The sequence below is a fragment of the Shinella sp. WSD5-1 genome (assembly GCF_963942435.1).
Taxonomy (GTDB): domain Bacteria; phylum Pseudomonadota; class Alphaproteobacteria; order Rhizobiales; family Rhizobiaceae; genus Shinella; species Shinella yambaruensis.
This window is the reverse complement of the sequence record NZ_OZ012596.1, coordinates 1,885,848-1,904,724: the sequence shown is the minus strand read 5'-3', so window position 1 is coordinate 1,904,724 and position 18,877 is coordinate 1,885,848. Positions and strand designations below refer to the sequence as shown.

23 protein-coding genes and 1 riboswitch are annotated in these 18,877 nt (G+C 67.6%); of the genes, 11 read left to right on the top strand and 12 right to left on the bottom strand.

What is annotated here, in order from left to right; all coding sequences use genetic code 11:
- The first annotated feature begins 166 nt into the window (after nucleotides 1-166).
- Nucleotides 167-826: a glutathione S-transferase family protein gene (locus AABQ55_RS09240; RefSeq protein ID WP_272804807.1), complete on the top strand. Its 660-nt coding sequence runs from the start codon at nucleotides 167-169 to the stop codon at nucleotides 824-826.
- Here AABQ55_RS09240 and AABQ55_RS09235 read toward each other — a convergent pair.
- The gene (locus AABQ55_RS09235) at nucleotides 786-1,727 is read right to left on the bottom strand and encodes a LysR substrate-binding domain-containing protein (protein WP_272804806.1); all 942 of its coding nucleotides are present in this window, start codon (nucleotides 1,725-1,727) and stop codon (nucleotides 786-788) included. The two genes, AABQ55_RS09240 and AABQ55_RS09235, sit on opposite strands and share 41 nt — an antisense overlap.
- Before the next feature lie 103 nt (nucleotides 1,728-1,830).
- Between AABQ55_RS09235 and AABQ55_RS09230 the strand changes: the two genes are divergently transcribed.
- Together AABQ55_RS09230 and AABQ55_RS09225 are read left to right on the top strand one after the other, a co-directional pair.
- Nucleotides 1,831-2,025, top strand: coding sequence for a hypothetical protein (locus tag AABQ55_RS09230; RefSeq protein WP_272804805.1), 195 nt, complete (start codon nucleotides 1,831-1,833; stop codon nucleotides 2,023-2,025).
- Between the two features lie 59 nt (nucleotides 2,026-2,084).
- The gene (locus AABQ55_RS09225; RefSeq protein WP_336314370.1) at nucleotides 2,085-2,447 is read left to right on the top strand and encodes an MmcQ/YjbR family DNA-binding protein; all 363 of its coding nucleotides are present in this window, start codon (nucleotides 2,085-2,087) and stop codon (nucleotides 2,445-2,447) included.
- A gap of 224 nt (nucleotides 2,448-2,671) precedes the next feature.
- Here the strand turns inward: AABQ55_RS09225 and AABQ55_RS09220 are convergent, their stop codons facing one another.
- On the bottom strand, nucleotides 2,672-3,067 hold the full coding sequence (locus AABQ55_RS09220) for a VOC family protein (RefSeq protein WP_245082327.1): 396 nt from the start codon (nucleotides 3,065-3,067) through the stop codon (nucleotides 2,672-2,674).
- Between the two features lie 105 nt (nucleotides 3,068-3,172).
- Nucleotides 3,173-3,538, bottom strand: coding sequence for a DUF4406 domain-containing protein (locus AABQ55_RS09215; RefSeq protein WP_245082328.1), 366 nt, complete (start codon nucleotides 3,536-3,538; stop codon nucleotides 3,173-3,175).
- A 101-nt stretch (nucleotides 3,539-3,639) separates the two neighbouring features.
- Here AABQ55_RS09215 and AABQ55_RS09210 point away from each other — a divergent pair, with 101 nt between their 5' ends.
- On the top strand, nucleotides 3,640-4,395 hold the full coding sequence (locus AABQ55_RS09210; protein ID WP_272804803.1) for a DeoR/GlpR family DNA-binding transcription regulator: 756 nt from the start codon (nucleotides 3,640-3,642) through the stop codon (nucleotides 4,393-4,395).
- Here AABQ55_RS09210 and AABQ55_RS09205 read toward each other — a convergent pair whose 3' ends face one another.
- Genes AABQ55_RS09205 through AABQ55_RS09195 form a run of 3 tightly spaced genes read right to left on the bottom strand, consistent with a single transcriptional unit; the run spans nucleotide 4,396 to nucleotide 6,020 of the window.
- The gene (locus AABQ55_RS09205) at nucleotides 4,396-4,719 is read right to left on the bottom strand and encodes a HigA family addiction module antitoxin (RefSeq protein ID WP_245082331.1); all 324 of its coding nucleotides are present in this window, start codon (nucleotides 4,717-4,719) and stop codon (nucleotides 4,396-4,398) included.
- Nucleotides 4,691-4,975: a type II toxin-antitoxin system RelE/ParE family toxin gene (locus AABQ55_RS09200; protein ID WP_272804802.1), complete on the bottom strand. Its 285-nt coding sequence runs from the start codon at nucleotides 4,973-4,975 to the stop codon at nucleotides 4,691-4,693. Before AABQ55_RS09200 ends, AABQ55_RS09205 begins: the two co-directional genes overlap by 29 nt.
- A 37-nt stretch (nucleotides 4,976-5,012) precedes the next feature.
- The gene (locus AABQ55_RS09195; RefSeq protein WP_245082333.1) at nucleotides 5,013-6,020 is read right to left on the bottom strand and encodes an asparaginase; all 1,008 of its coding nucleotides are present in this window, start codon (nucleotides 6,018-6,020) and stop codon (nucleotides 5,013-5,015) included.
- A gap of 83 nt (nucleotides 6,021-6,103) precedes the next feature.
- Between AABQ55_RS09195 and AABQ55_RS09190 the strand changes: the two genes are divergently transcribed.
- Nucleotides 6,104-6,838: a DUF3750 domain-containing protein gene (locus tag AABQ55_RS09190; RefSeq protein WP_272804801.1), complete on the top strand. Its 735-nt coding sequence runs from the start codon at nucleotides 6,104-6,106 to the stop codon at nucleotides 6,836-6,838.
- Between the two features lie 98 nt (nucleotides 6,839-6,936).
- Here AABQ55_RS09190 and AABQ55_RS09185 read toward each other — a convergent pair whose 3' ends face one another.
- Nucleotides 6,937-7,803 carry a sigma-70 family RNA polymerase sigma factor gene (locus AABQ55_RS09185; protein WP_272804800.1) on the bottom strand — a complete coding sequence of 289 codons (867 nt, stop codon included), beginning with the start codon at nucleotides 7,801-7,803 and terminating at the stop codon, nucleotides 6,937-6,939.
- Nucleotides 7,804-7,911: 108 nt separating this feature from the next.
- Here AABQ55_RS09185 and AABQ55_RS09180 point away from each other — a divergent pair, with 108 nt between their 5' ends.
- The 3 genes from AABQ55_RS09180 (at nucleotide 7,912) to AABQ55_RS09170 (ending at nucleotide 11,276) form a co-directional block, all read left to right on the top strand.
- Complete coding sequence (locus AABQ55_RS09180) at nucleotides 7,912-8,370, top strand: carboxymuconolactone decarboxylase family protein (protein WP_245082340.1); 459 nt, start codon at nucleotides 7,912-7,914, stop codon at nucleotides 8,368-8,370.
- Nucleotides 8,371-8,748: 378 nt separating this feature from the next.
- Nucleotides 8,749-10,185, top strand: coding sequence for an MFS transporter (locus AABQ55_RS09175; protein WP_245082343.1), 1,437 nt, complete (start codon nucleotides 8,749-8,751; stop codon nucleotides 10,183-10,185).
- A 158-nt stretch (nucleotides 10,186-10,343) separates the two neighbouring features.
- Complete coding sequence (locus tag AABQ55_RS09170; RefSeq protein WP_272804799.1) at nucleotides 10,344-11,276, top strand: sensor domain-containing diguanylate cyclase; 933 nt, start codon at nucleotides 10,344-10,346, stop codon at nucleotides 11,274-11,276.
- Nucleotides 11,277-11,355: 79 nt separating this feature from the next.
- On the opposite strand, the gene AABQ55_RS09165 is transcribed toward AABQ55_RS09170, so the two are convergent.
- On the bottom strand, nucleotides 11,356-12,357 hold the full coding sequence (locus tag AABQ55_RS09165) for an NAD(P)H-quinone oxidoreductase (RefSeq protein WP_272804798.1): 1,002 nt from the start codon (nucleotides 12,355-12,357) through the stop codon (nucleotides 11,356-11,358).
- A 362-nt stretch (nucleotides 12,358-12,719) separates the two neighbouring features.
- Here AABQ55_RS09165 and AABQ55_RS09160 point away from each other — a divergent pair, with 362 nt between their 5' ends.
- Complete coding sequence (locus AABQ55_RS09160; protein ID WP_245082349.1) at nucleotides 12,720-12,977, top strand: DUF1344 domain-containing protein; 258 nt, start codon at nucleotides 12,720-12,722, stop codon at nucleotides 12,975-12,977.
- Between the two features lie 39 nt (nucleotides 12,978-13,016).
- On the opposite strand, the gene AABQ55_RS09155 is transcribed toward AABQ55_RS09160, so the two are convergent.
- From AABQ55_RS09155 to AABQ55_RS09140, 4 genes are all read right to left on the bottom strand, one after another.
- Nucleotides 13,017-14,834: a GGDEF domain-containing protein gene (locus AABQ55_RS09155; protein ID WP_245082352.1), complete on the bottom strand. Its 1,818-nt coding sequence runs from the start codon at nucleotides 14,832-14,834 to the stop codon at nucleotides 13,017-13,019.
- A 122-nt stretch (nucleotides 14,835-14,956) separates the two neighbouring features.
- Nucleotides 14,957-15,394: an EamA family transporter gene (locus AABQ55_RS09150; RefSeq protein ID WP_245082354.1), complete on the bottom strand. Its 438-nt coding sequence runs from the start codon at nucleotides 15,392-15,394 to the stop codon at nucleotides 14,957-14,959.
- Nucleotides 15,391-15,780 carry a fluoride efflux transporter CrcB gene (gene crcB, locus AABQ55_RS09145; RefSeq protein WP_272804797.1) on the bottom strand — a complete coding sequence of 130 codons (390 nt, stop codon included), beginning with the start codon at nucleotides 15,778-15,780 and terminating at the stop codon, nucleotides 15,391-15,393. Before crcB ends, AABQ55_RS09150 begins: the two co-directional genes overlap by 4 nt.
- 102 nt (nucleotides 15,781-15,882) lie before the next feature.
- Nucleotides 15,883-15,947, bottom strand: a riboswitch (Fluoride riboswitch).
- Between the two features lie 57 nt (nucleotides 15,948-16,004).
- Complete coding sequence (locus AABQ55_RS09140) at nucleotides 16,005-16,535, bottom strand: HdeD family acid-resistance protein (RefSeq protein WP_245082359.1); 531 nt, start codon at nucleotides 16,533-16,535, stop codon at nucleotides 16,005-16,007.
- A 169-nt stretch (nucleotides 16,536-16,704) separates the two neighbouring features.
- On the opposite strand from AABQ55_RS09140, the gene betI reads away from it, so the two are divergent.
- Together betI and betC are read left to right on the top strand one after the other, a co-directional pair.
- Nucleotides 16,705-17,304 (top strand): transcriptional regulator BetI, encoded by a 600-nt coding sequence (betI, locus tag AABQ55_RS09135; RefSeq protein WP_272804796.1) that lies wholly within the window; start codon nucleotides 16,705-16,707, stop codon nucleotides 17,302-17,304.
- Between the two features lie 43 nt (nucleotides 17,305-17,347).
- Nucleotides 17,348-18,877 carry a choline-sulfatase gene (gene betC / locus AABQ55_RS09130; RefSeq protein WP_272804795.1) on the top strand — a complete coding sequence of 510 codons (1,530 nt, stop codon included), beginning with the start codon at nucleotides 17,348-17,350 and terminating at the stop codon, nucleotides 18,875-18,877.

Below are 18,877 nucleotides of genomic sequence, written 5' to 3'. Positions count from 1 at the left end.
ACGACAATTCATGGATCGATCAGGCCGGCGCCCTACCGCTTTGCCGACCCGCCGCCTATGGTGCCGCCAAGGCCCCGGCAGTCTCGCCCTCTTCTAGCCGAGGGATTGCCGCGGCTCTTTGTTCTGACGCAAGCCCGCGCCCGGCCGGGCACTCCAGGGAGGATCCATGCTCACCATCTACGGCGTCTACCGCTCGCGCGCCTCGCGCAACTACTGGCTTGCCGGCGAACTCGGCCTGCCTTTCGCCAGCGTGCCGGTCATCCAGGCCCGCCGCCTCGACGATCCGCTGGCGGCCGATGCGCCGCTCAACACCCGCTCGCCGGATTTCCTTGCCGTCAACCCGACCGGCCTGATCCCCTGCATCGACGACGGCGGCTTCGTGATGACGGAATCGCTGGCGATCAACCTCTACCTCGCGCGCAAGCATGGTGGTCCGCTTGCCGGCCGGACGATGACGGAAGAGGCGGAGATGCTGCAATGGACGATGTGGGCGGCGACGGAGGTGGAGCCGCATGCGGTGAAGATCATCCTGGCGCTCGACACCAGGGTCGCCGAGAGCGAACAGGGCCGCCTCGCCATCCGGGGCGCCGCCAAGGCGCTGAAGACGAGCTTCCAGCGGCTCGACGCCCATCTTGCCGCCACCGGCCATGTCGTCGGCGACCGCTTCACCGTCGCCGACCTCAACCTCGCGGAGGTCTTCCGCTATGCCATGAGCGAGCCGCAACTCTTCGACGCGGCGCCGAACGTCAAGGCCTGGCTTGCGGCCTGCCAGGCGCGCCCGGCCTTCAAGGCGATGATGGCGGCACGGCTTTGCGAGCCGGAATGACCGCGCCGGCAAAGCCGTCCTCGTCCTCGGCCAGCGCCGCGCGCAGCCAGCGCTTGAACAGCGAGACCTTGCGCGGCTCCGGCACGCCCGGGGCCGTCACGAAGTAATAGCCCATGCCGGTCTCGACCCGGATGGGGAACGGCGCGACGAGCCGCCCCTCCTTCAGCGCCCAGGAGGCGAGCACCGGATAGGCGAGCAGCACCCCCTGCCCCGCCAGCGCCGCGTCGAGGCAGAGCGAGGCGTCGGAAAAGACATGCCGTGCCTTGGGCGGCGGCACGGCGAAACCGGCGAGCGCCAGCCAGCGCTCCCAGGTGAAGGCGTCGTTGCCGTCGACCACGGCCGGCTGCTCGGACAGGTCCCGCGGCGTCCTTATCCCCGCCGCCAGCGCCGGCGCGCAGACCGGGAAGACGACCTGCGGCACCAGGAATTCCGTCGCCACATCCGGCCAGGTGCCGGGGCCGACGCGGATGCAGAGGTCGACATCGGAACGCGCCAGATCGACCAGCGTCGTCGTCGCCTCGATGCGCAGGCTGATATCGGGATGGGCGGCGGCGAAGCGGTCGATGCGGTGGATGAGCCAGCGCGAGGCGAAGATCGGCGCGACGGAAATCGTCAGGATCGCATCGTCGCGGCGCTGCGTGGCGGCGACCGCCTCGGAAAGCTGGCCGAAGCCGGCCGAAAGCCGCGCCAGGAACGGGGCGCCGAAGGCCGTCCGCTGCAGGCCCCGCGCGGTACGCTCGAAGATCGCCCGGCCGAGCTGCCCCTCCGCCTTGATGACCTGCTGGCTCACCGCGCCGACCGTCACGCCGAGCTCCTGCGCCGCCGCCTGCAGCGAGCCGAGCCGGCCCACCGCCTCCAGCGCGCGCAGGCCGTTGAGATGCACGCGATTGAGATTTCTCATATAGCTTTTCTATACCGATATCCTGAACTACTCGATTGCCGAAACGGCCCCGTGGCGTGATTATCAGCCATAACCTATGGTAACGAACCGCAAGGAGAAGGCAATGTTCAAGATTTTCTCCAGGGTGTCCGAGGCGCTGCGCGCCGAGGCCGACGCTGCGGAGACCCCCGTCTGGCTGCGCGATCCGCTGGCCCATCCCGAGATCGAGACGATGGATTCGCGCGCACTCGGCGACCTGCCCTTCGGGCTCTTCCGCACCCCGGCGCTCCGGGCCGAGAGCGGCCGCCGGCCGCTCTGATCCTCACCCCTCGCCGTCCTTCCCGGTCCGGTCTATCCTGGCCGGGGAGGATGGCGCGCATGGCTAACGACGAAACCGAAACGCTCCTGGCGCGGCTCCAGCGCCTTGCCGCGGGCCTGCCGGGCGTCGAGACCGGCACATCCTACGGCACGCCCGCGCTCAAGGTGGCGGGCAAGCTCTTTCTGCGCATCAAGGATGCCGGGACGCTGGTGCTGATGGCGCCGATGGACGAGAAGGAGCGCCTGATCGAGATGGCGCCCGAGATCTACCACGAGACGGACCATTACAAGGGCTGGCCCGCCCTCCTCCTGCGCGCCGCCGTGATCGACGATGCGGAACTGCAGCAGCGGATGGCCGAGGCCTGGCGCCGCAAGGCGCCTGCGCGGCTGCGCAAGCGGGTTGCGGATGGTCCCACGGAGTAAGCGCAAGGGTGCGTGGTCGCATCGATTGACGAAAAGACCCCTCCTCCCGCTGCCGCGACCGTCTCCCCGCAGGTGAGGAAAAGGGATTACCGCACCGCTTTCCCGAAACGGTGCCCATTGCCCAGACATTTCCGCCCGTTCCTTCTCCCCGCCTGCGGGGAGACGGTGCCGGCAGGCGGATGAGGGGCAGGCACGCCAGCCTGCGTGCAGCCCCTCGCCCGCCGTCAGCCGCCCGACTGGTCCATGTGCATGAACTCCCAGACATTGCCGTTCGGATCCTGGAAGGAGCAGCCGTACATCGGGCCGAACTCCATGTTCGGCTTCCATTCGCGCCCGCCGGCGGCGAGCGCCTTCGCCTTGATGTCGTCGACCTCCTGGCGGCTCGCGGCGGAGAGGCAGGTCAGCACCTGCGTGGCGGATTCCGGATCGCCGACCTTGCCCGTGACGAACTGGGCGAACTTCGCCTCCGTCAGGTGCATGACGAAGATGTTGTCGTCCACCACCATGCAGGCGGCGGTCTCGTCGCTGTAGGCCTCGTTGAAGGCAAAGCCGAGCGCGCCGAAGAAGCGGCGGGTCGCGGGCAAGTCCTTGACGGGCAGGTTGACGAAGATCATGCGCATGGAAGTCCTCCTTGATCTGGCATGGTGCGGGCGCCGCCGGCGGCGGATCGCCCGTCATGCCACAGGACGGATCACCTCGCCCCTTCCCGACACGGGCCTGCGAAATTATGCAGCCGCCGCGCAGCCCGGCACATCCTCCAGCCGGTGCCAGACCGGAAGGCCGCGTTCGCGGGCGATGCGCACGTCATTGTCCGCTCCCCTTGACTCCCCCGGCAGGCGCAGCACGCCCTCGCAGAGCTCCAGCAGGCGGTGCGCCGTCGGGTAGAAGATCTCCTCGTGCAGCGCGTCGCCCACCGTTCCGCCCCCGGCGGCGCGCCAGACGGGCAGCGCCACCCACTCGCCGATCATCGGCACATGGCCGGCCTTGAACAGCGCATAGGACGGCGCCTCCAGCCGCTTCAGGTTCTCCGCCATCTTCACGGGATCGTCTCCGGTGCCCGAACGATAGGGGCCGGCAATCAGGATCAGCATGTCTTACTCCTTACGATTGATGCATGAAATATCCGGAATTTTCTGGATATTTCACGAATATTCGTGTAATTTCATGCAGAGTCAAGACGGAGTGCAAATGCATGCTGACCAGCCAGAGAAAAGCCCTGATCGCCCGGCGCCTCGGCCGCGACGGCGAGATCGTCGCAAAGGCGCTGGCAGCGGAGCTCGATCTGTCGGAGGACACGATCCGGCGGGACCTGCGGGAAATGGCGGCCGACGGCCTGCTCAAGCGCGTGCATGGCGGCGCGCTGCCGCTCTCCCCGCCGCTGCCGGATTTTTCGGCGCGCCAGGCGGTCGCGACGGACGAGAAGACCGCGCTCGGCGCCCGGGCGGCGGCGATGGTCGAGCCCGGCCAGGTGGTGTTCCTCGATGGCGGCACGACGACGGCGGCGCTTGCGCGCCTGCTGCCACGCACCTTCGCCTTCACGGTGGTGACGCACAGCCCGACCATCGCCTGCGAGCTCGAACGCCACCCGACCGCCGAGGTCGTGCTGGTCGGCGGCAGGCTCTACAAACATTCCATGGTGTCGACGGGCGCCCTCGCGCTGGAGACCATACGCGGCCTGAAGGCGGATCTCTATTTCATGGGCGTGACGGCCGCACATCCGACGCACGGCCTGACCACCGGCGACATGGAGGAAGCCGCCACCAAGCGCACCATCGCCGAAAACGCCGCCGCGACCTGGGTCCCGCTGACGCGGGAAAAGCTCGGCAGCGCCTCGCCCTGGAAGATCCTGCCGCTCGCCGCCGCCACCGGCCTCCTCCTGCCGCCCGGCCTCCCGCCGGACACGCTCGCGCCCTACCGGGAGCTGGACGTGGAGATCGTCGAGGGTTGATCAGGCCGCGTCACGCGGAACGATGCGGTCGAGATCCCGGCCGATCTCGCGGCGCTTCTGCATCAGGTCGAACTCGGCCTGAAGACGCAGGAAATAGCCTTCCGACAGGCCGAAATAGCGTGTCAGCCGAAGATCCGTATCCGCAGTGACCTGGCGCTTGCCGAGCACGATCTCGTTGATGCGGCGCGGCGGCACGTGCACTGCCCGGGCGAGCGCATTCTGGCTGATCTCCATCGGCTGCAGGAACTCCTCCAGAAGGATATCGCCGGGATGCGGGTTGGGCAGCAGGTTACCGTCAGTCATGGTAGTCGAGGATGCGGACATGGATGGCATCTCCTTCCGACCAGCCGAAGCAGATGCGCCACTGGTCATTGATCCGGATCGAATAAAGCCCGGCCAGGTTTCCCTTCAAGAGCTCCAGCCGGTTTCCCGGCGGCACGCGCAGGTCCGTCAGGCTGCGTGCGGCATACAGCATGCGCAGCTTGCGCAACGCGATGGCCTGCATGTCCGCCGGAAGCCGCCGGCTTCGACGGCCGGACCAGATTCGCTCGGTCTCGCGGTCGGCGAAGCTCTTGATCATGCGCCATCATAACGCATGACGTCATAGGGCGTCAATTTCAGGCCGCGAAGGCATCCGTGACGCGGACGTCGCCGACATGGATGCCGTTCCAGTTGGACATGGAGCGGTTAGCCTCGGCCATCAGGGCGGCGTGGAGGTCGGGTTCGTCGGCGAAGAAGCGGGCGAGCGTGGCGGCGACCATGCTTTCGGCGGCGCGGGTCGTGCCGTCCTCGCATTTGAGGGCGATGGCGATGCCCTTTTCGGGGATGGCGGCACAGAAGACGCCCTCGGCGCCGGTCTTGGCGAAGATGCGGCCGGGGGCCGTCTGCATCAGACGCGTGCAGGCGCGCCTGGTGCCGGCGACGTAGAAGGGCTCGGCCATGCAGGCATCGATCAGGCGGCGGGCGGCCTTCGCGCGCCCGGGCGCAAGGCCGGTGCCGGTCGCCATCCTGGCGAAGCCGTGCGCGAGGCTCTTCAGCGGCACGGCATAGGTGGGGATCGAGCAGCCGTCGACGCCGCAATTGTCGGTGGCGAGCGCGGCGCCCGTCAGGCTTTCCATGACGCCGCGGATCTCCGCCTGGACGGGGTGCTCGTAGCGCACGTAGCCCTTGAGGTCCTTGCCGGTGTGGCAGGCGGCGCAGACGAAGCCGGCATGCTTGCCCGAGCAGTTGTTGTGCAGCGCCGTCGGCCGCTCGAGGCCGCGCGCCTGGCTGACAAGCACCGGCTGCTCGAAGGACCAGTGGGCGCCGCATTCCAGCACGCCCTCGTCGACGCCGGCGGCGGCCAGCATGGCGCCGGCAAGGCTTGCATGTTCCGGCTCGCCGCTGTGCGAGGAACAGGCGAGCGCCAGCTCCCTGTTGCCGAAGCCATAGGCATCCGCCGCGCCGCTTTCGACGAGCGGCAGGCCCTGCATGGCCTTGCAGGCCGAACGCGGGAAGATCCCGGCCTCGATATCCCCTTGCGAAAACACCACCTTGCCATCGCCGTCGACCGCGACGACCATGCCGCGATGGCGGCTTTCGACGAGATTGCCGCGGGTGACCTCGACAAGGACGGGGTTTGCCATGTTCATGCCCTCAAATTTCCGGTTTCGGATGCGGTATTATCCGAAAACCAGGGCCCGCACACGCGATTTCGGAGGCGCCGCGCATGAAACTGTTGAGGAACGTCCTTGTCCTCTTCCTCGTCATCTACCTCATGCCGGCGCTCGCCTCGGCGGGCTACTGGTACATCAAGGAGCGGCCGCAGAGCTGGCGGGAGGCGAACTGGAAATCCGCCGGCATCCTGCCGAAGGCGGAAGACACGCCGCAGGCGACGATCCACGTCTTCTCCGCCGCCACCGGCGGCCTGAAGGGCGCGGTCTCGAGCCATGCCTGGATCGTCACCAAGGCGGCGAACGGGAGCTACAACCGCTACGACAAGGTCGGCTGGGGCACGCCGGTGCGCAAAAACGGCTATGCGCCGGATGCCTTCTGGTATTCCAACACGCCGCGCGTGGTGGTCAGCGTCAGCGGCGAGGAGGCGGCGCGGCTGATCCCCAGGATCGAGGCGGCGATCGCCGCCTACCCCTATTCCAAGCCGGGCGGCTACCGCATGTGGCCGGGGCCGAATTCCAACACCTTCGTCGCCCATGTGCTGCGCTCCGTGCCGGAACTCGGCGTGGTGCTGCCGCCGGATGCGGTGGGGCGCGACTACCTGCCGGAAGGCAGGATCTTCGCGGTCGATCCCGACGGCAGGGACGTGCATGCGACGCTCTACGGCCTCCTCGGCATCTCCGCCGGGCTGCGCTCCGGGATCGAGCTGCACATCATGGGCCTCGTCGCCGGCGTGGACCTCTATCGGCCGGCGATCAAGATCCCGGCGATCGGGCGCATCGGCATCTAGCGGCCTTTTCCGGCGGACGCATACCCTTCCTCCGTCATGCTCGGGCTTGACCCGAGGGTGACGGAGGAAGGGTAACAGCGCCTTGGCGCAAAGCCCTCCTACAGATATTCCATCTCGAACCCTGCAATGCGGGCGGGGTCGGCGATCGATTCGATCGCGACGATGTGATCGCCCTCCACCTCCATGCGCACGACGATCCTGAGCTCGCCGCCGAGGATGACGGCAAGGCCCGGCCGGCCGTCGATGAGGGCGAGCCGTGCGGCGGTCGCCTTGCCCTTGAAGTTCGTGGCGACGGCATCGGCGCCGTGGATCTCGGCGAGCGAGCCGAGCCGCACCGCATCGGCATCCGCATGGAAGACGACGTCGGGATCGAGCACGGCGAGCAGGCCGGAAAAATCGCCGTCGCGCGAGGCCGCGAGGAAGGCCGCGACGACATTCCTGCGGCGCTCGTAATCCGCGGACGGCGTGTCCGGCAGGCCCTGCACGCGGCGGCGGGCGCGGCTGGCGAGCTGGCGGGCGGCCGCGGGCGAGCGGTCGACGATGCGGCCGATCTCCTCGAAGGGCACGTCGAACATGTCGTGCAGCACGAAGGCGAGCCGCTCGGCCGGCGTCAGGCGCTCCAGCACGACGAGCAGCGCAAGGCCGACCGAATCGGCAAGCGCCGCCTGCTCGTCCGCCGCCGCGCCCGCATAGGCATGCCGGTCCTCGCCGCCCTCGCCGTCGATCGGGTCCTCGCGGCGCCGTGCGCGGGCGCGCAGCATGTCGAGGCAGATGCGGCCGACGACGGTCGTCAGCCAGCCGCCGAGATTGCCGATATCGCCGCCGCCTGTCCGCTCCAGCCGGAGCCAGGCCTCCTGCACCGCGTCCTCGGCCTCGCTCTGCGAGCCGAGCATGCGCAGGGCAACGGCGCGCAGGCGCCCGCGTTCGGCCTCGAAACGGTCGGCCCAGAAATTTTTCTTCTCCATCGGTCACACTCCTTCGTCCAGCGGCGTCATGGCCATGACGAACGAAGCCGCACCGGTGTGACAGGGTTCGCGACCGTCGACGCTGAAAACAATGCAAGGAGTGATGAAATGCAATCCCGTATGACCAATATCGCCGCCGTCCTTCCCGATGCCGCAGCCGCCATGCGCGCCCTCCAGGGCGCCGCGCAGAAGACGGCGCTGCCGGAAAAGACCATCCATCTCGTGCATCTGCGCGCCAGCCAGATCAACGGCTGCGGCTTCTGCGTCGACCTGCATCCGCGCCTCATGAAGAAGGCCGGCGAGAGCGACCGGCGCATCCTCTCCGTCGCCGCCTGGCGCGAGGCGCCGTTCTATACCGACGCGGAGCGGGCCGCGCTGGCGCTGACCGAGGCGCTGACGCGCATCGCCGACCGCGAGGAGGCGGTGCCGGATGCGATCTGGAACGAGGCCGCCCGCCACTACGACGAAAAGACGCTCGCCGCCCTCGTCGTCGAGATCGCCGCGATCAATGTGTGGAACCGGTTCAATGTCGCGACCCGGCAGGTGGCGGGAGAATGGAACCCGTAACGGCGCGGCCGGGGTTTTCCCTGCTCTCCTTGCAGCAAGGGCACGCGTATGGAGCGGCACCCCCCTCTGCCCTGCCGGGCATCTCCCCCACAAGGGGGGAGATCGGCAAGAGGCGAAGACCTTGCTCAATCAGCCACGTCGTAATTTGGCGAAACGGTCCTCCATCCAATCTCCCCCCTTGTGGGGGAGATGCCCGGCAGGGCAGAGGGGGGTGTCGCTCCATTAGCCTACCCTTGCAGAAGAGATGCAGCCCGCAGGACCTGGATGGCAAATCCGGTCCCCTGCCCCGCATTTTCACCGAAAAGTCACGGCTTGAACTCCGTTTTGCGCCGTGTCACGTCTGTTTCCACCGCATTTCGCATAGCAAGGCCCGTTCCCATGTCCGAGAGCGCCATATCGTCCAAGGAAGCCGCGCCGCGGCTTTCCAGCCTGTTTTCCCGCGCCTATCTGTTCGGCACGCTGATGCTCGGCGGCGGCATCATGCTGCATGCGGTGGAGACCTATATCACCGCCACGCTGATGCCCTCGATCGTGCGCGACATCGGCGGCCTTGCGCTCTTCGCCTGGGCGACGACGATCTATGTCGCGGCCTCCGTGCTCGGCTCCACCTTCGTCGCCGTCCGGCCGGAGAAGGTGACGCTCAACCATTGCTACAGGGCCGGCGCGCTGCTCTTCGGCATCGGCAGCCTCGTCTGCGCCATCGCGCCCACCATGGAGACGGTGCTCGCCGGCCGGGCGATCCAGGGGCTCGGCGCCGGGTTCCTGGTGGCGCTCGGCTACGCCTTCATCCGCCATGTCTATCCCGAGCCGCTATGGAGCACGGCCTCGACGCTCTATGCCGCCGCCTGGGGCATCGCCACCTTCCTCGGCCCGACGATCGGCGGCATCTTCGCGGCCGGCAGCGCCTGGCGCGAGGCCTTCGCCCTGCTCGTTCCGCTGTCGGTGCTGATGGCCGTTTCCGCGCCGAAGCTGCTGCCGCCGGGCGACGGCGAGCGCGTGACGACGAAGACGCCCTTCCCGCAGATCGTGCTGCTCGTCGCCGCCGTGGTTGTCCTGTCCTTCGCCAGTTCCGTCGAGGCGCCGGCGCTGCGCGGCGCCTTCGCGGCCGCCGCCGTGCTCGCGGTCCTCGCGGCGATCACGATCGAGCGGCGGGCGGAAGGCCGGCTGCTGCCGGCCGGCACGATCAGCCTCTTCTCGCCGCTCGCCCGCGTCTACCTCATCATGCTGATGCTGCTGGTGACGGTCTGCTCGGACATCTACATCCCCTATTTCCTGCAGGTGCTGCACGGCGTGAGCCCGCTCGTCTCCGGCTATCTCGTGGCGCTGCTGGCGCTCGGCTGGACGGCCGCGGCCTTCGCCAGCGCCGGCCTCACGGGACGGCGCGCCAACCGGGTGATCGTCGCCGGCGCGCTGATGGAGGCGCTGGCGACCGCCCTCCTCGCCGTCACGCTCGCCCGGCACAACCCGGCGAGCAGCCTCGTGCTGCTCGCCGTCGCCACCGTCTTCATCTTCCTGATGGGCTTCGGCATCGGCATGGGCTGGGCGCATCTCGTCACCCATGTGCTGCAGCTCGCGCCGGCCGGCGAGACGGACAAGGCCTCGGCGGCGATCACCACCATGCAGGCGCTCGGCGCGGCCTTCGGGGCGGCGCTCGCCGGCATCATCGCCAATTCGACGGGCCTGGCGAGCCCCGGCGGCGTCGACGGGGCGCTGACGGCGGCACGCTGGCTCTATGCGCTGCTCGCCCTGCCGGCGGCGCTGGCGATCCTCCTCGCCATCCGCCTTCCCGCAGGAAAGGGCGCTGCCGCGGGTTGAGGATTTGTTAACAGAAACCGACAGTCTTCATTGCGACCCCGCCGCCTTCTGCCACAAAGGGTGACGATCGACCGGCGCGATTCCCGGCGATCCTGTCTTGGAAAGGAAAGCGGCGGGTGAGACGCAACGACGGGCACAGGTGGCCGGGCGGACGCGGCATGGCACATGCCGATGCGATCCTGCCGCTTGCATGCCTCCGGGAACGGGCGACGACGGACCTCGTCCTTTCCGGGCTCGAGGCCTCCGGTGTCGCCTGCGCGCTGTTCTCGCCGGATGACGAGCTGTCCTACGGCTCCGCCGCCTTCCGCGCGCTTTTCGACGTGCAGCCGGGCGCGCGTACCTTCGCCGACATCATGCGCCGCTGCCATGAGAAAAGCGTCGGGCCGAAGATGAGCGGGCCGATCGACGCCTTCCTCGACATGGCCAGCGCCAAGCGGCGCAGCACCCCGCAGCGCACCTTCGAGATCGACATCCGCGACGACCGCTGGTTCCTGGTGAACGAGACGCTGCTTGCCGGCGGCTGGCTGTGGAGCGTCTTCACCGACATCACCATGCTCAAGTCCAACGAGCACATGCTGCAGCTTGCCTGCGATGCGGCCCAGCTCGCCGCCGATACGGACCCGCTCACCGGCCTGTTCAACCGCCGCGCGGCGATGGCGCGGCTGGATGCGGAAATGCGGATCGCCTTCCGCGACTGCACGCAGCTCTCGCTGGCGCTGATCGATCTCGATCACTTCAAGACGATCAACGACCGCTTCGGCCATGCCAGGGGCGACGAGGTGCTCCGGCACTTCGCCGCCGCCGGGCGGCGGCAGTTGCGCGGTGGGGACACCTTCGCCCGGGTCGGCGGAGAGGAATTCCTGATGCTGATGCCGGGCGCCGGCCTTCGGGAGGCGACGCGCGCCGTGGAGCGGCTGCGCCGCCATGTGGCGCAAGAGAAAAACCGCATCGGCCTCGGCTGCGCCTACACCATGTCCGCGGGCGTCGCGGAATATTGCGGCAATGCGGCGGAAGACCTCTTCGAGCGGGCCGACCGGGCGCTCTATCGCGCCAAGCATCTCGGCCGCGACCGGATCGAGCAGGCGGACTGAGCCCCGAGCGCGTCGGCTCGGCGGACATGCTCCCGCATCCTCCGGCGCCGGGGGCGATTTCTCCCCGGCTGGATTTGCCCTAGTCGAAAGTCAGCATGATCTTTCCGATGTGATCGCCGTGCTCCATCATGCGATGACCGGCCGCCGCCTCGCCGAAGGGCATGACGGCGTGGATCACCGGGGCGATGCGCCCCTCCTCCAGCAGCGGCCAGGCGTTCTCCAGCAGCGCGTCGCGGATCTCCTGCTTTTCCGCCGCCGTGCGCGGGCGCATGGCCGAGCCCATCAGGTGCAGGCGCTTCTGCAGGATGGGCGCAAGGCTCACCTTCTCCGCGAAGGTGCCGCCGAGGAAGGCGATGATCGACAAGCGCCCGTCGCGGGCGAGCGACTTCAGGTTCCGCTCGAAATAGGCCGCGCCGATCATGTCGAGGATGACGTCGACGCCGGCCCGGCCGGTCTCCTCGGCAATGACGGCGCAGAAGTCCTCGCTGCGGTAGTTGATCGCGCGGCTGGCGCCGAGATCGAGGCAGGCCGCGCATTTCTCCGCCGTGCCCGCCGTCGTGAAGACGCGCGCGCCGAAGGCGCTGGCGAGCTGGATCGCCGTCGTGCCGATGCCGCTGGTGCCGCCGTGGATGAGCACGCTCTCGCCGCGCTTCAGCCCGGCCATCATGAAAAGGTTCGCCCAGACGGTGAAGAAGGTCTCCGGCAGGGCCGCCGCCTTCACCGCGTCGAAGCCTTTGGGGAACGGCAGCGCCTGGGTCGCCGGCACCGCGCAGTACCGCGCATAGCCGCCGCCGTTCGCCAGCGCGCAGACACGGTCGCCGAGCGCATACCCCGTGACGTCCTCGCCGATCGCCACCACCTCGCCCGCGATCTCCAGGCCAAGGATGGGGCTTGCATCGGGCGGCGGCGGATAATCGCCCTTGCGCTGGAGCACGTCCGGCCGGTTGATGCCGGCGGCTGCGACGCGCACGAGGATCTCGCCGCTCCTCGGCTGCGGCGTCCTGCCCTCCATCACCACGAGATTGTCCGGGCCGCCATATTCGCTGAGCCCGACATAGGACATGGATGAGGGCAATGACATGGGTATATCTCCCGGCAGATGTGACGTGGCGCTCTCCTGCGGCGATTCTAGCCGAAAGCACGAATCTTTTGAATCGCCTGCGGCCGTCTGCGCGAGGGATACGTTAACGGCGGCATGCCAACTTTCGGCCGTAAAGCGCTGAAATTCCGGCCGTTTCGCGACAGGCAGAATTAAATCTTGTTAATTTGAAAACGGATTTTTCCGGGCCTACCGTCCTTTTCGAAGCCGGGGAGCGCCGGCGGCTCCACCCCAAGGGGCCGCGACACGACGCTTCCGGACGGTTTCGCAGCGGCCCGCTGCGGCGCGCCTTCTCCGTCATGAATGACGGGCGGCGCTGCAGGGGCCAATTCAGGACGACACAGATGCGTGTTCTTCTTTCCAACCTCGCCATCGTCACGGTTCTCGCCACCCCGGCCCTTGCCCTCGCCGCCCAGACGGCGACCGGCACGGTCAAGGACTACAACAAGGCGTCGATGTCCCTGACGCTTTCCGACGGCACCGTCTACCAGCTTCCCAAGGGGTTCCACGATCCCGGGCTGAAGGCTGGCGAGAAGGTGTCGATCTCCTTCGACATGTCCGGCAAGAACCACGAGGCGAAGACGGTGAAGATCCTTCGCTAGCGTGGCAGGGGCAGGCTCGAAAGGGCCTGCCCTCCTGTTTCAACGCAGGGCGGCCCCCTGCCCTGCACTCACGGATGCCGAGGACAGGACGAGCCCCCCGTCGCTGCCCTTGGCATCCGCCTTCAGGCCGGCGATGCGGCTGCTGATCTGCCCCGCCTCGCCGATCACCTCGCCCTCCGGCAGGACGAGGACCGCCGCCGAGCAGCGCATCAGCGGGAAGGTCGCCTCCTGGCCGGCGCGGTCGCGGCCGCGGATCTCCCCGGCCAGCTGGTCCTCCGGCGAATAGAGCAAGCGCACCTCGCGGGCGAAATCGGCGAGCAGATGCTCCAGCACCCCGCGCACCGCCTCGACGGAACGGCCGGAAATGCCGGCGAAGAAATCGTCGCCCCCGACATGGCCGATGAAGACGTCCTCGCCGACGAAGTCGCGGCGCATCAGCGAGGCGAAGAGCGAGAGCGCAAGGTCCCCCTTGTGGAAGCCGTAGTGATCGTTGAACGGCTTGAAATTGTCGAAATCGAAATAGCACAGGCACCGGATCTGGTCTCCGTCGAGCGCCTTGTCCTGCAGGTAGTCGCGGATCGAGCGGTTGCCGGGAAGGCCGGTCAGCGGGTTCTGGTCCTCCGCCGTCTTCAGCCGCTTCTCGTTGATGATCTTCAAAAGCGAGGAGGCCGACAGGATGCCGGCATAGCGCAGGTTCTCCGTCAGGATCACGCATTCATTGCCGCCCATGCCGGTGAAGACGTCGAGCAGCTGCTCGGCGGGCGTGTCGAGATCGGCGATCGGCGCCATGGTGACGAAATGCGACAGGCTCTTCTGGTAGAGCTTGTTCTTCAGGAGGTCGCGGCCGAACGGGTGATAGGAGAGTTCCTTGACGTGATATTCGTGCAGGATGCCGCGCGGCTCGTCATTGGCGTTGAGCACCGGGAAGAAGGTGCGCTTGGGATCGCGCCGGAAGAATTCGAAGACCGATTCCAGGCTCTCGTTCTCGCGCAGCACCGCGACCTGCTCGATCTCGCGCCGGATGAGGATGCTGTCGAGCGTGCGGGAGGAGCGGCGCCGCCCGCCGGCGCGCGCGACCTGCGCATAGACCGGGCCCAGCGCGGAAAAATCCGTGACGGGGCGCGAGACGAACCAGCCCTGCACGAGATCGCAGCCGGCGTCGCGGCAGGCGACGAACTCCGCCTCGCTCTCCACCCCCTCGGCGATGACGCGGATGCCGAGCACATGGGCGGCATTGACGGTGTTGCGCACCAGGTGGCGCTTGCGCGCGTCGTTCTCCATGCCCGAGATGAAATGGCGGTCGATCTTCAGATAGTCGACCGGGTGGTCGCAAAGCAGCTTCAGGCCGTTGTGCCCGACGCCGAAATCGTCGATGGCGAGCTTGAAGCCGGCAAGGCGCAGCTTGCGGACCAGCAGGGCGAAATCCGGCTGGGTGTCGTTGTCGAAGCGCTCGGAAATCTCGAAGCAGATCGAGGAGGCCGGAATGCCGGCGCGGGCGAGATGGCCGGCCAGGCGCTCGACGAGGTCCGCCCCTTCCGGCACGAGGCGGGAATCGAGGTTGATGAAGAGCGTGCGGGAGCGGAAGTCCGGCAGCGCGGCAAAGGCGGCGATGGCGCGGCTGTTGACCATGTGCTCCAGCGCCAGAAGCTGGCCCGCCTCGTGCGCCCGGTCGATCAGGTCGAGCGGCGAGCGGAAGCCGAGGCGATCGAAGCCGCGCATCAGCGATTCGTAGCCGAAGACCGCGCCCGTCACCGCCTCGACGATCGGCTGGAAGGCGGTCTCGATCACCAGCTTGGCGAGGGTGACGATCTCGCCATCCCCGAAGCGGCGAAGGGCGAGCAATTCGGCGGCGGACATGTGCGGCTCCAAGACGTGGACGTTGCCGCGAAGTTTCTCCGCCGAGGCCTGAAAAAACCGTTTCCGTACTGTGACAGTTCGATGAAATCTCAATGACTACAAGGCGTTGAAAAAGGTTTCCCTCATATAGGCAGCGCCAGCAGCAAGGCGCCGCCGCCGATCATCAGAACGGCCAGCCAATGGGCCGGCGAAAGCTGCTCGCCGAGGAACAGGACGGCGAAGACGGCGACCAGCACGACGGAGAGCTTGTCGACCGGCGCGACCTGGGCGGCCTTGCCGATCTGCAGCGCGCGGAAGTAGCACAGCCACGAGGCGCCGGTCGCAAGGCCCGACAGGACGAGGAAGATCCAGCTTCTCGCGGGCACGCTTGCCGGCGCCTGCCAGTTGCCGGCGAGCGTCAGCATGAGGGCGAGCGCCAGGAGGATGACGACGGTGCGCACGAAGGTCGCGAAGTCGGAATTGACCTCGGCGATGCCGATCTTGGCGAAGATCGCCGTCAGCGCCGCGAAGACCGCCGAGCCGAGCGCCCAGACCTGCCAGGATGTCAGGAGCGCCTTCACACCGCACCGCCCGCGAGCATTGCCCGCGCGAAGGCAAGCCCCGCCGCCACGGCGAGGAGCGAGAAAAGCACCGACGCACCGACATAGAGCGCCGCCAGCCCCGCCTCGCCGCGCTCCCAGAGCAGCGCCGCGTCGAGCGAGAAGGCCGAGAACGTGGTGAAACCGCCGAGGATGCCCGTCGTCAGGAACAGCCGCATCTCCTGCGGCAGGTGGCCGCGGAAGGCGAAGGCGCCGGCGATCAGCCCCATCAGCAGGCAGCCGAACACGTTGATGAGAAGCGTGCCGGCGGGAAAGGCGGTGCCGAACAGCCGGGCGGCCAGCACGTTCACCCCATGGCGGCTGGCGCCGCCGACGCCCGCCCCGAGAAAGACGATCAGGTAATTCATGTCCGCTGCCCTCACAGTCCGTTGTCACGACATCCGGACAACAAAAAACCGCCCTCGGGCGGTCGCAGAACATGCTCCCGCCGTCGACGGCCATCGCTGGCCGGTCTGGCAGGAGCTATCAGCCGGTCACACGGCGGTTGTCGGGGAGCTCCATCCCCATCCCACGCGGTTTTTCTAGGCGCTGCCGCGGCGCCTGTCAAACGGTGTCCGGCCGGCCACGGGGGCTATTTGCGCAGCGCAAGACCGAAGGCGATCAGCGCCCAGCCCTGCATGGCAAGGTCGAAGGCGAGGAAGAGGCCGAGCAACCACAGGCTGTTGACCGGCCAGCCGAGGAGGAAGACCAGGCCCGCAAGCGTCGTGACGATCCCGCCCGCCATGAGCCAGCCCCAGCCCTTTTCCGGCCGGGTGCGCCAGGCGGCGAAGATGCGGAAGATGCCGGCGACGAGCAGCGCGGCGGCCATCAGCAGGGTGAGCACGGCCGAAGTCAGCACCGGGTTGACGAAGGCGAGCACGCCGGCCGCAAGATAGAGCAGCGCGCTGAGCGCCCAGGCGATCGTCTCCCGCCAGGCCTTGACCTGGAAGGCATGCGCCAGATGCACCGCCCCGCCGACGATCATCAGCATGCCGACATAATAGACGGTGGCGACCGTCGCCCAGAAGAGATTGGCGGCCGCAATGCCGCCGAAGACGAGCAGCACGACGCCGAGGCCGACGAACCAGCCCCATTTTGCGCGTACGTCCGTAAGAGGGTTCATTCCGGGAGAGAGGACCATGGTGCACCTCGAAAAAAGAATGAAAACAAAGGCAGGCTAACACGGAACGCCGCCGCTTCGCGACAGCGAATTGACGCAGCGCACGCCGCGAAGATTTTTATTGATTGATCACTCAATTAAAAATACGCTTGCGAAAAATCAGGAAAACGCCATGCCGAAAGTTGGAATGGAGCCGGTGCGCCGCAAGGCGCTGGTGGACGCGACGCTGAGGGCGGTCGGCGACCATGGCTCGCTGGCCGTCACCATGTCGGAGATCGCCCGCCATGCCGGCGTCTCCCCGGCGCTTGCCCATCACTATTTCGGCTCCAAGGAGCGGCTCGTCATCGAGACGATCCGCAGCCTCCTGCGCCAGCTGCGCGCCGATGTGGTGGCGGCGCTGGCGGCGGCGACGACGCCGCGTGAACGCCTCTCGGCGATCATCCGGGTCAACTTCCAGGCGCACCAGTTCGCGCCCGAGACGGTCGCGGCCTGGCTTGCCTTCTACACCGAGGCCCAGCGTTCCGAGGCGGTGCGGCGCCTGCTCGTCGTCTATGCGCGGCGGCTGAACTCCAACCTGCTGTCGAGCCTCAAGCCGCTCTGCCCGGCCGGGACCGCCGGGGAGATCGCCGACGGGGCGGCGGCGATGATCGACGGGCTCTATCTGCGGCAGGGGCTGAAATCGGCGCCGGTCAGCATCGAATCCTCGATCGCGCTGACGGAGCGCTATGTGGATGCGCAGCTTCGGGCCTGCGAGGCGGAGGCGGCGGGATGAGCAGAACAGCCCCACACAGCAACGTCACTTCAAGGATCCGCCCGTGACCGCCAGCAAGCCCAACATCCTGATCATCATGGTCGACCAGCTCAACGGGAAGTTCTTCCCGGACGGGCCGGCCGACTTCCTCCATGCGCCGCACATGAAGGCGCTCGCCGCGCGCTCGGCGCGGTTCCGCAACAACTACACCTCCTCGCCGCTCTGTGCGCCCGCCCGCGCCTCCTTCATGGCCGGGCAGTTGCCGAGCCGCACGCGGGTCTACGACAATGCCGCCGAATACATTTCCTCGATCCCGACCTTCGCGCATCACCTGCGCCGCGCCGGCTACTACACGGCGCTGTCGGGCAAGATGCACTTCGTCGGGCCGGACCAGCTGCACGGTTTCGAGGAGCGGCTGACGACGGACATCTATCCGGCCGATTTCGGCTGGACGCCGGATTACCGCAAGCCCGGCGAGCGCATCGACTGGTGGTATCACAACATGGGATCGGTGACGGGCGCGGGCGTCGCCGAGATCACCAACCAGATGGAATATGACGACGAGGTCGCCTTCCTCGCGGGTCAGAAGCTCTACCAGCTCTCCCGCGAGAACGACGACGCGGCACGGCGCCCCTGGTGCCTCACCGTCTCCTTCACGCATCCGCACGATCCCTATGTGGCGCGGCGAAAGTTCTGGGACCTCTACGAGGACTGCGAGCACCTGCTGCCCGAGGTCGGCATGCTGGAGGAGCAGGATCCGCACTCCGCCCGCATCCTCGCCTCCTGCGACTATGCCAAGTTCGCCATCAGCGGCGAGGACGTGCGCCGCTCGCGCCAGGCCTATTTCGCCAACATCTCCTATCTCGACGAGAAGGTCGGCGAACTCGTCGACACGCTCACGCGCACCCGCATGCTGGACGACACGTTGATCCTGTTCTGCTCGGACCATGGCGACATGCTCGGCGAGCGCGGCCTGTGGTTCAAGATGAACTTCTTCGAGGGTTCGGCCCGCGTGCCGCTGATGATCGCCGGCCCGGGCGTCGCCCCCGGCCTGCATCTCGCGCCGACGTCGAACCTCGACGTGACGCCGACGCTGTGCGACCTCGCCGGCATCTCCATGGACGAGGTGATGCCCTGGACGGACGGCGAAAGCCTGCTGCCCGTCATCAACGGCGCGGAGCGGACCGCGCCGGTGCTGATGGAATATGCGGCGGAGGCCTCCTATGCGCCCATCGTCGGCATTCGCGAGGGCAAGTGGAAATACATCCACTGCGAACTCGACCCGGAGCAGCTCTACGATCTGGAGACCGATCCGCTCGAACTGACGGACCTTGCGACGTCGGACGATCCTGTCATCAAGGCGACGCTGGAAGGCTTCCGGCAGATGCGCGAGGCGCGCTGGGACATGGCCGCCTTCGACGCGAGCGTACGCGAGAGCCAGGCGCGGCGCTGGGTGGTCTACGAGGCGCTGCGCAACGGGGCCTATTATCCCTGGGACCACCAGCCGCTGCAGAAGGCCTCCGAGCGCTACATGCGCAACCACATGAACCTCGACAATCTCGAGGAATCCAAACGCTATCCGCGGGGAGAATGA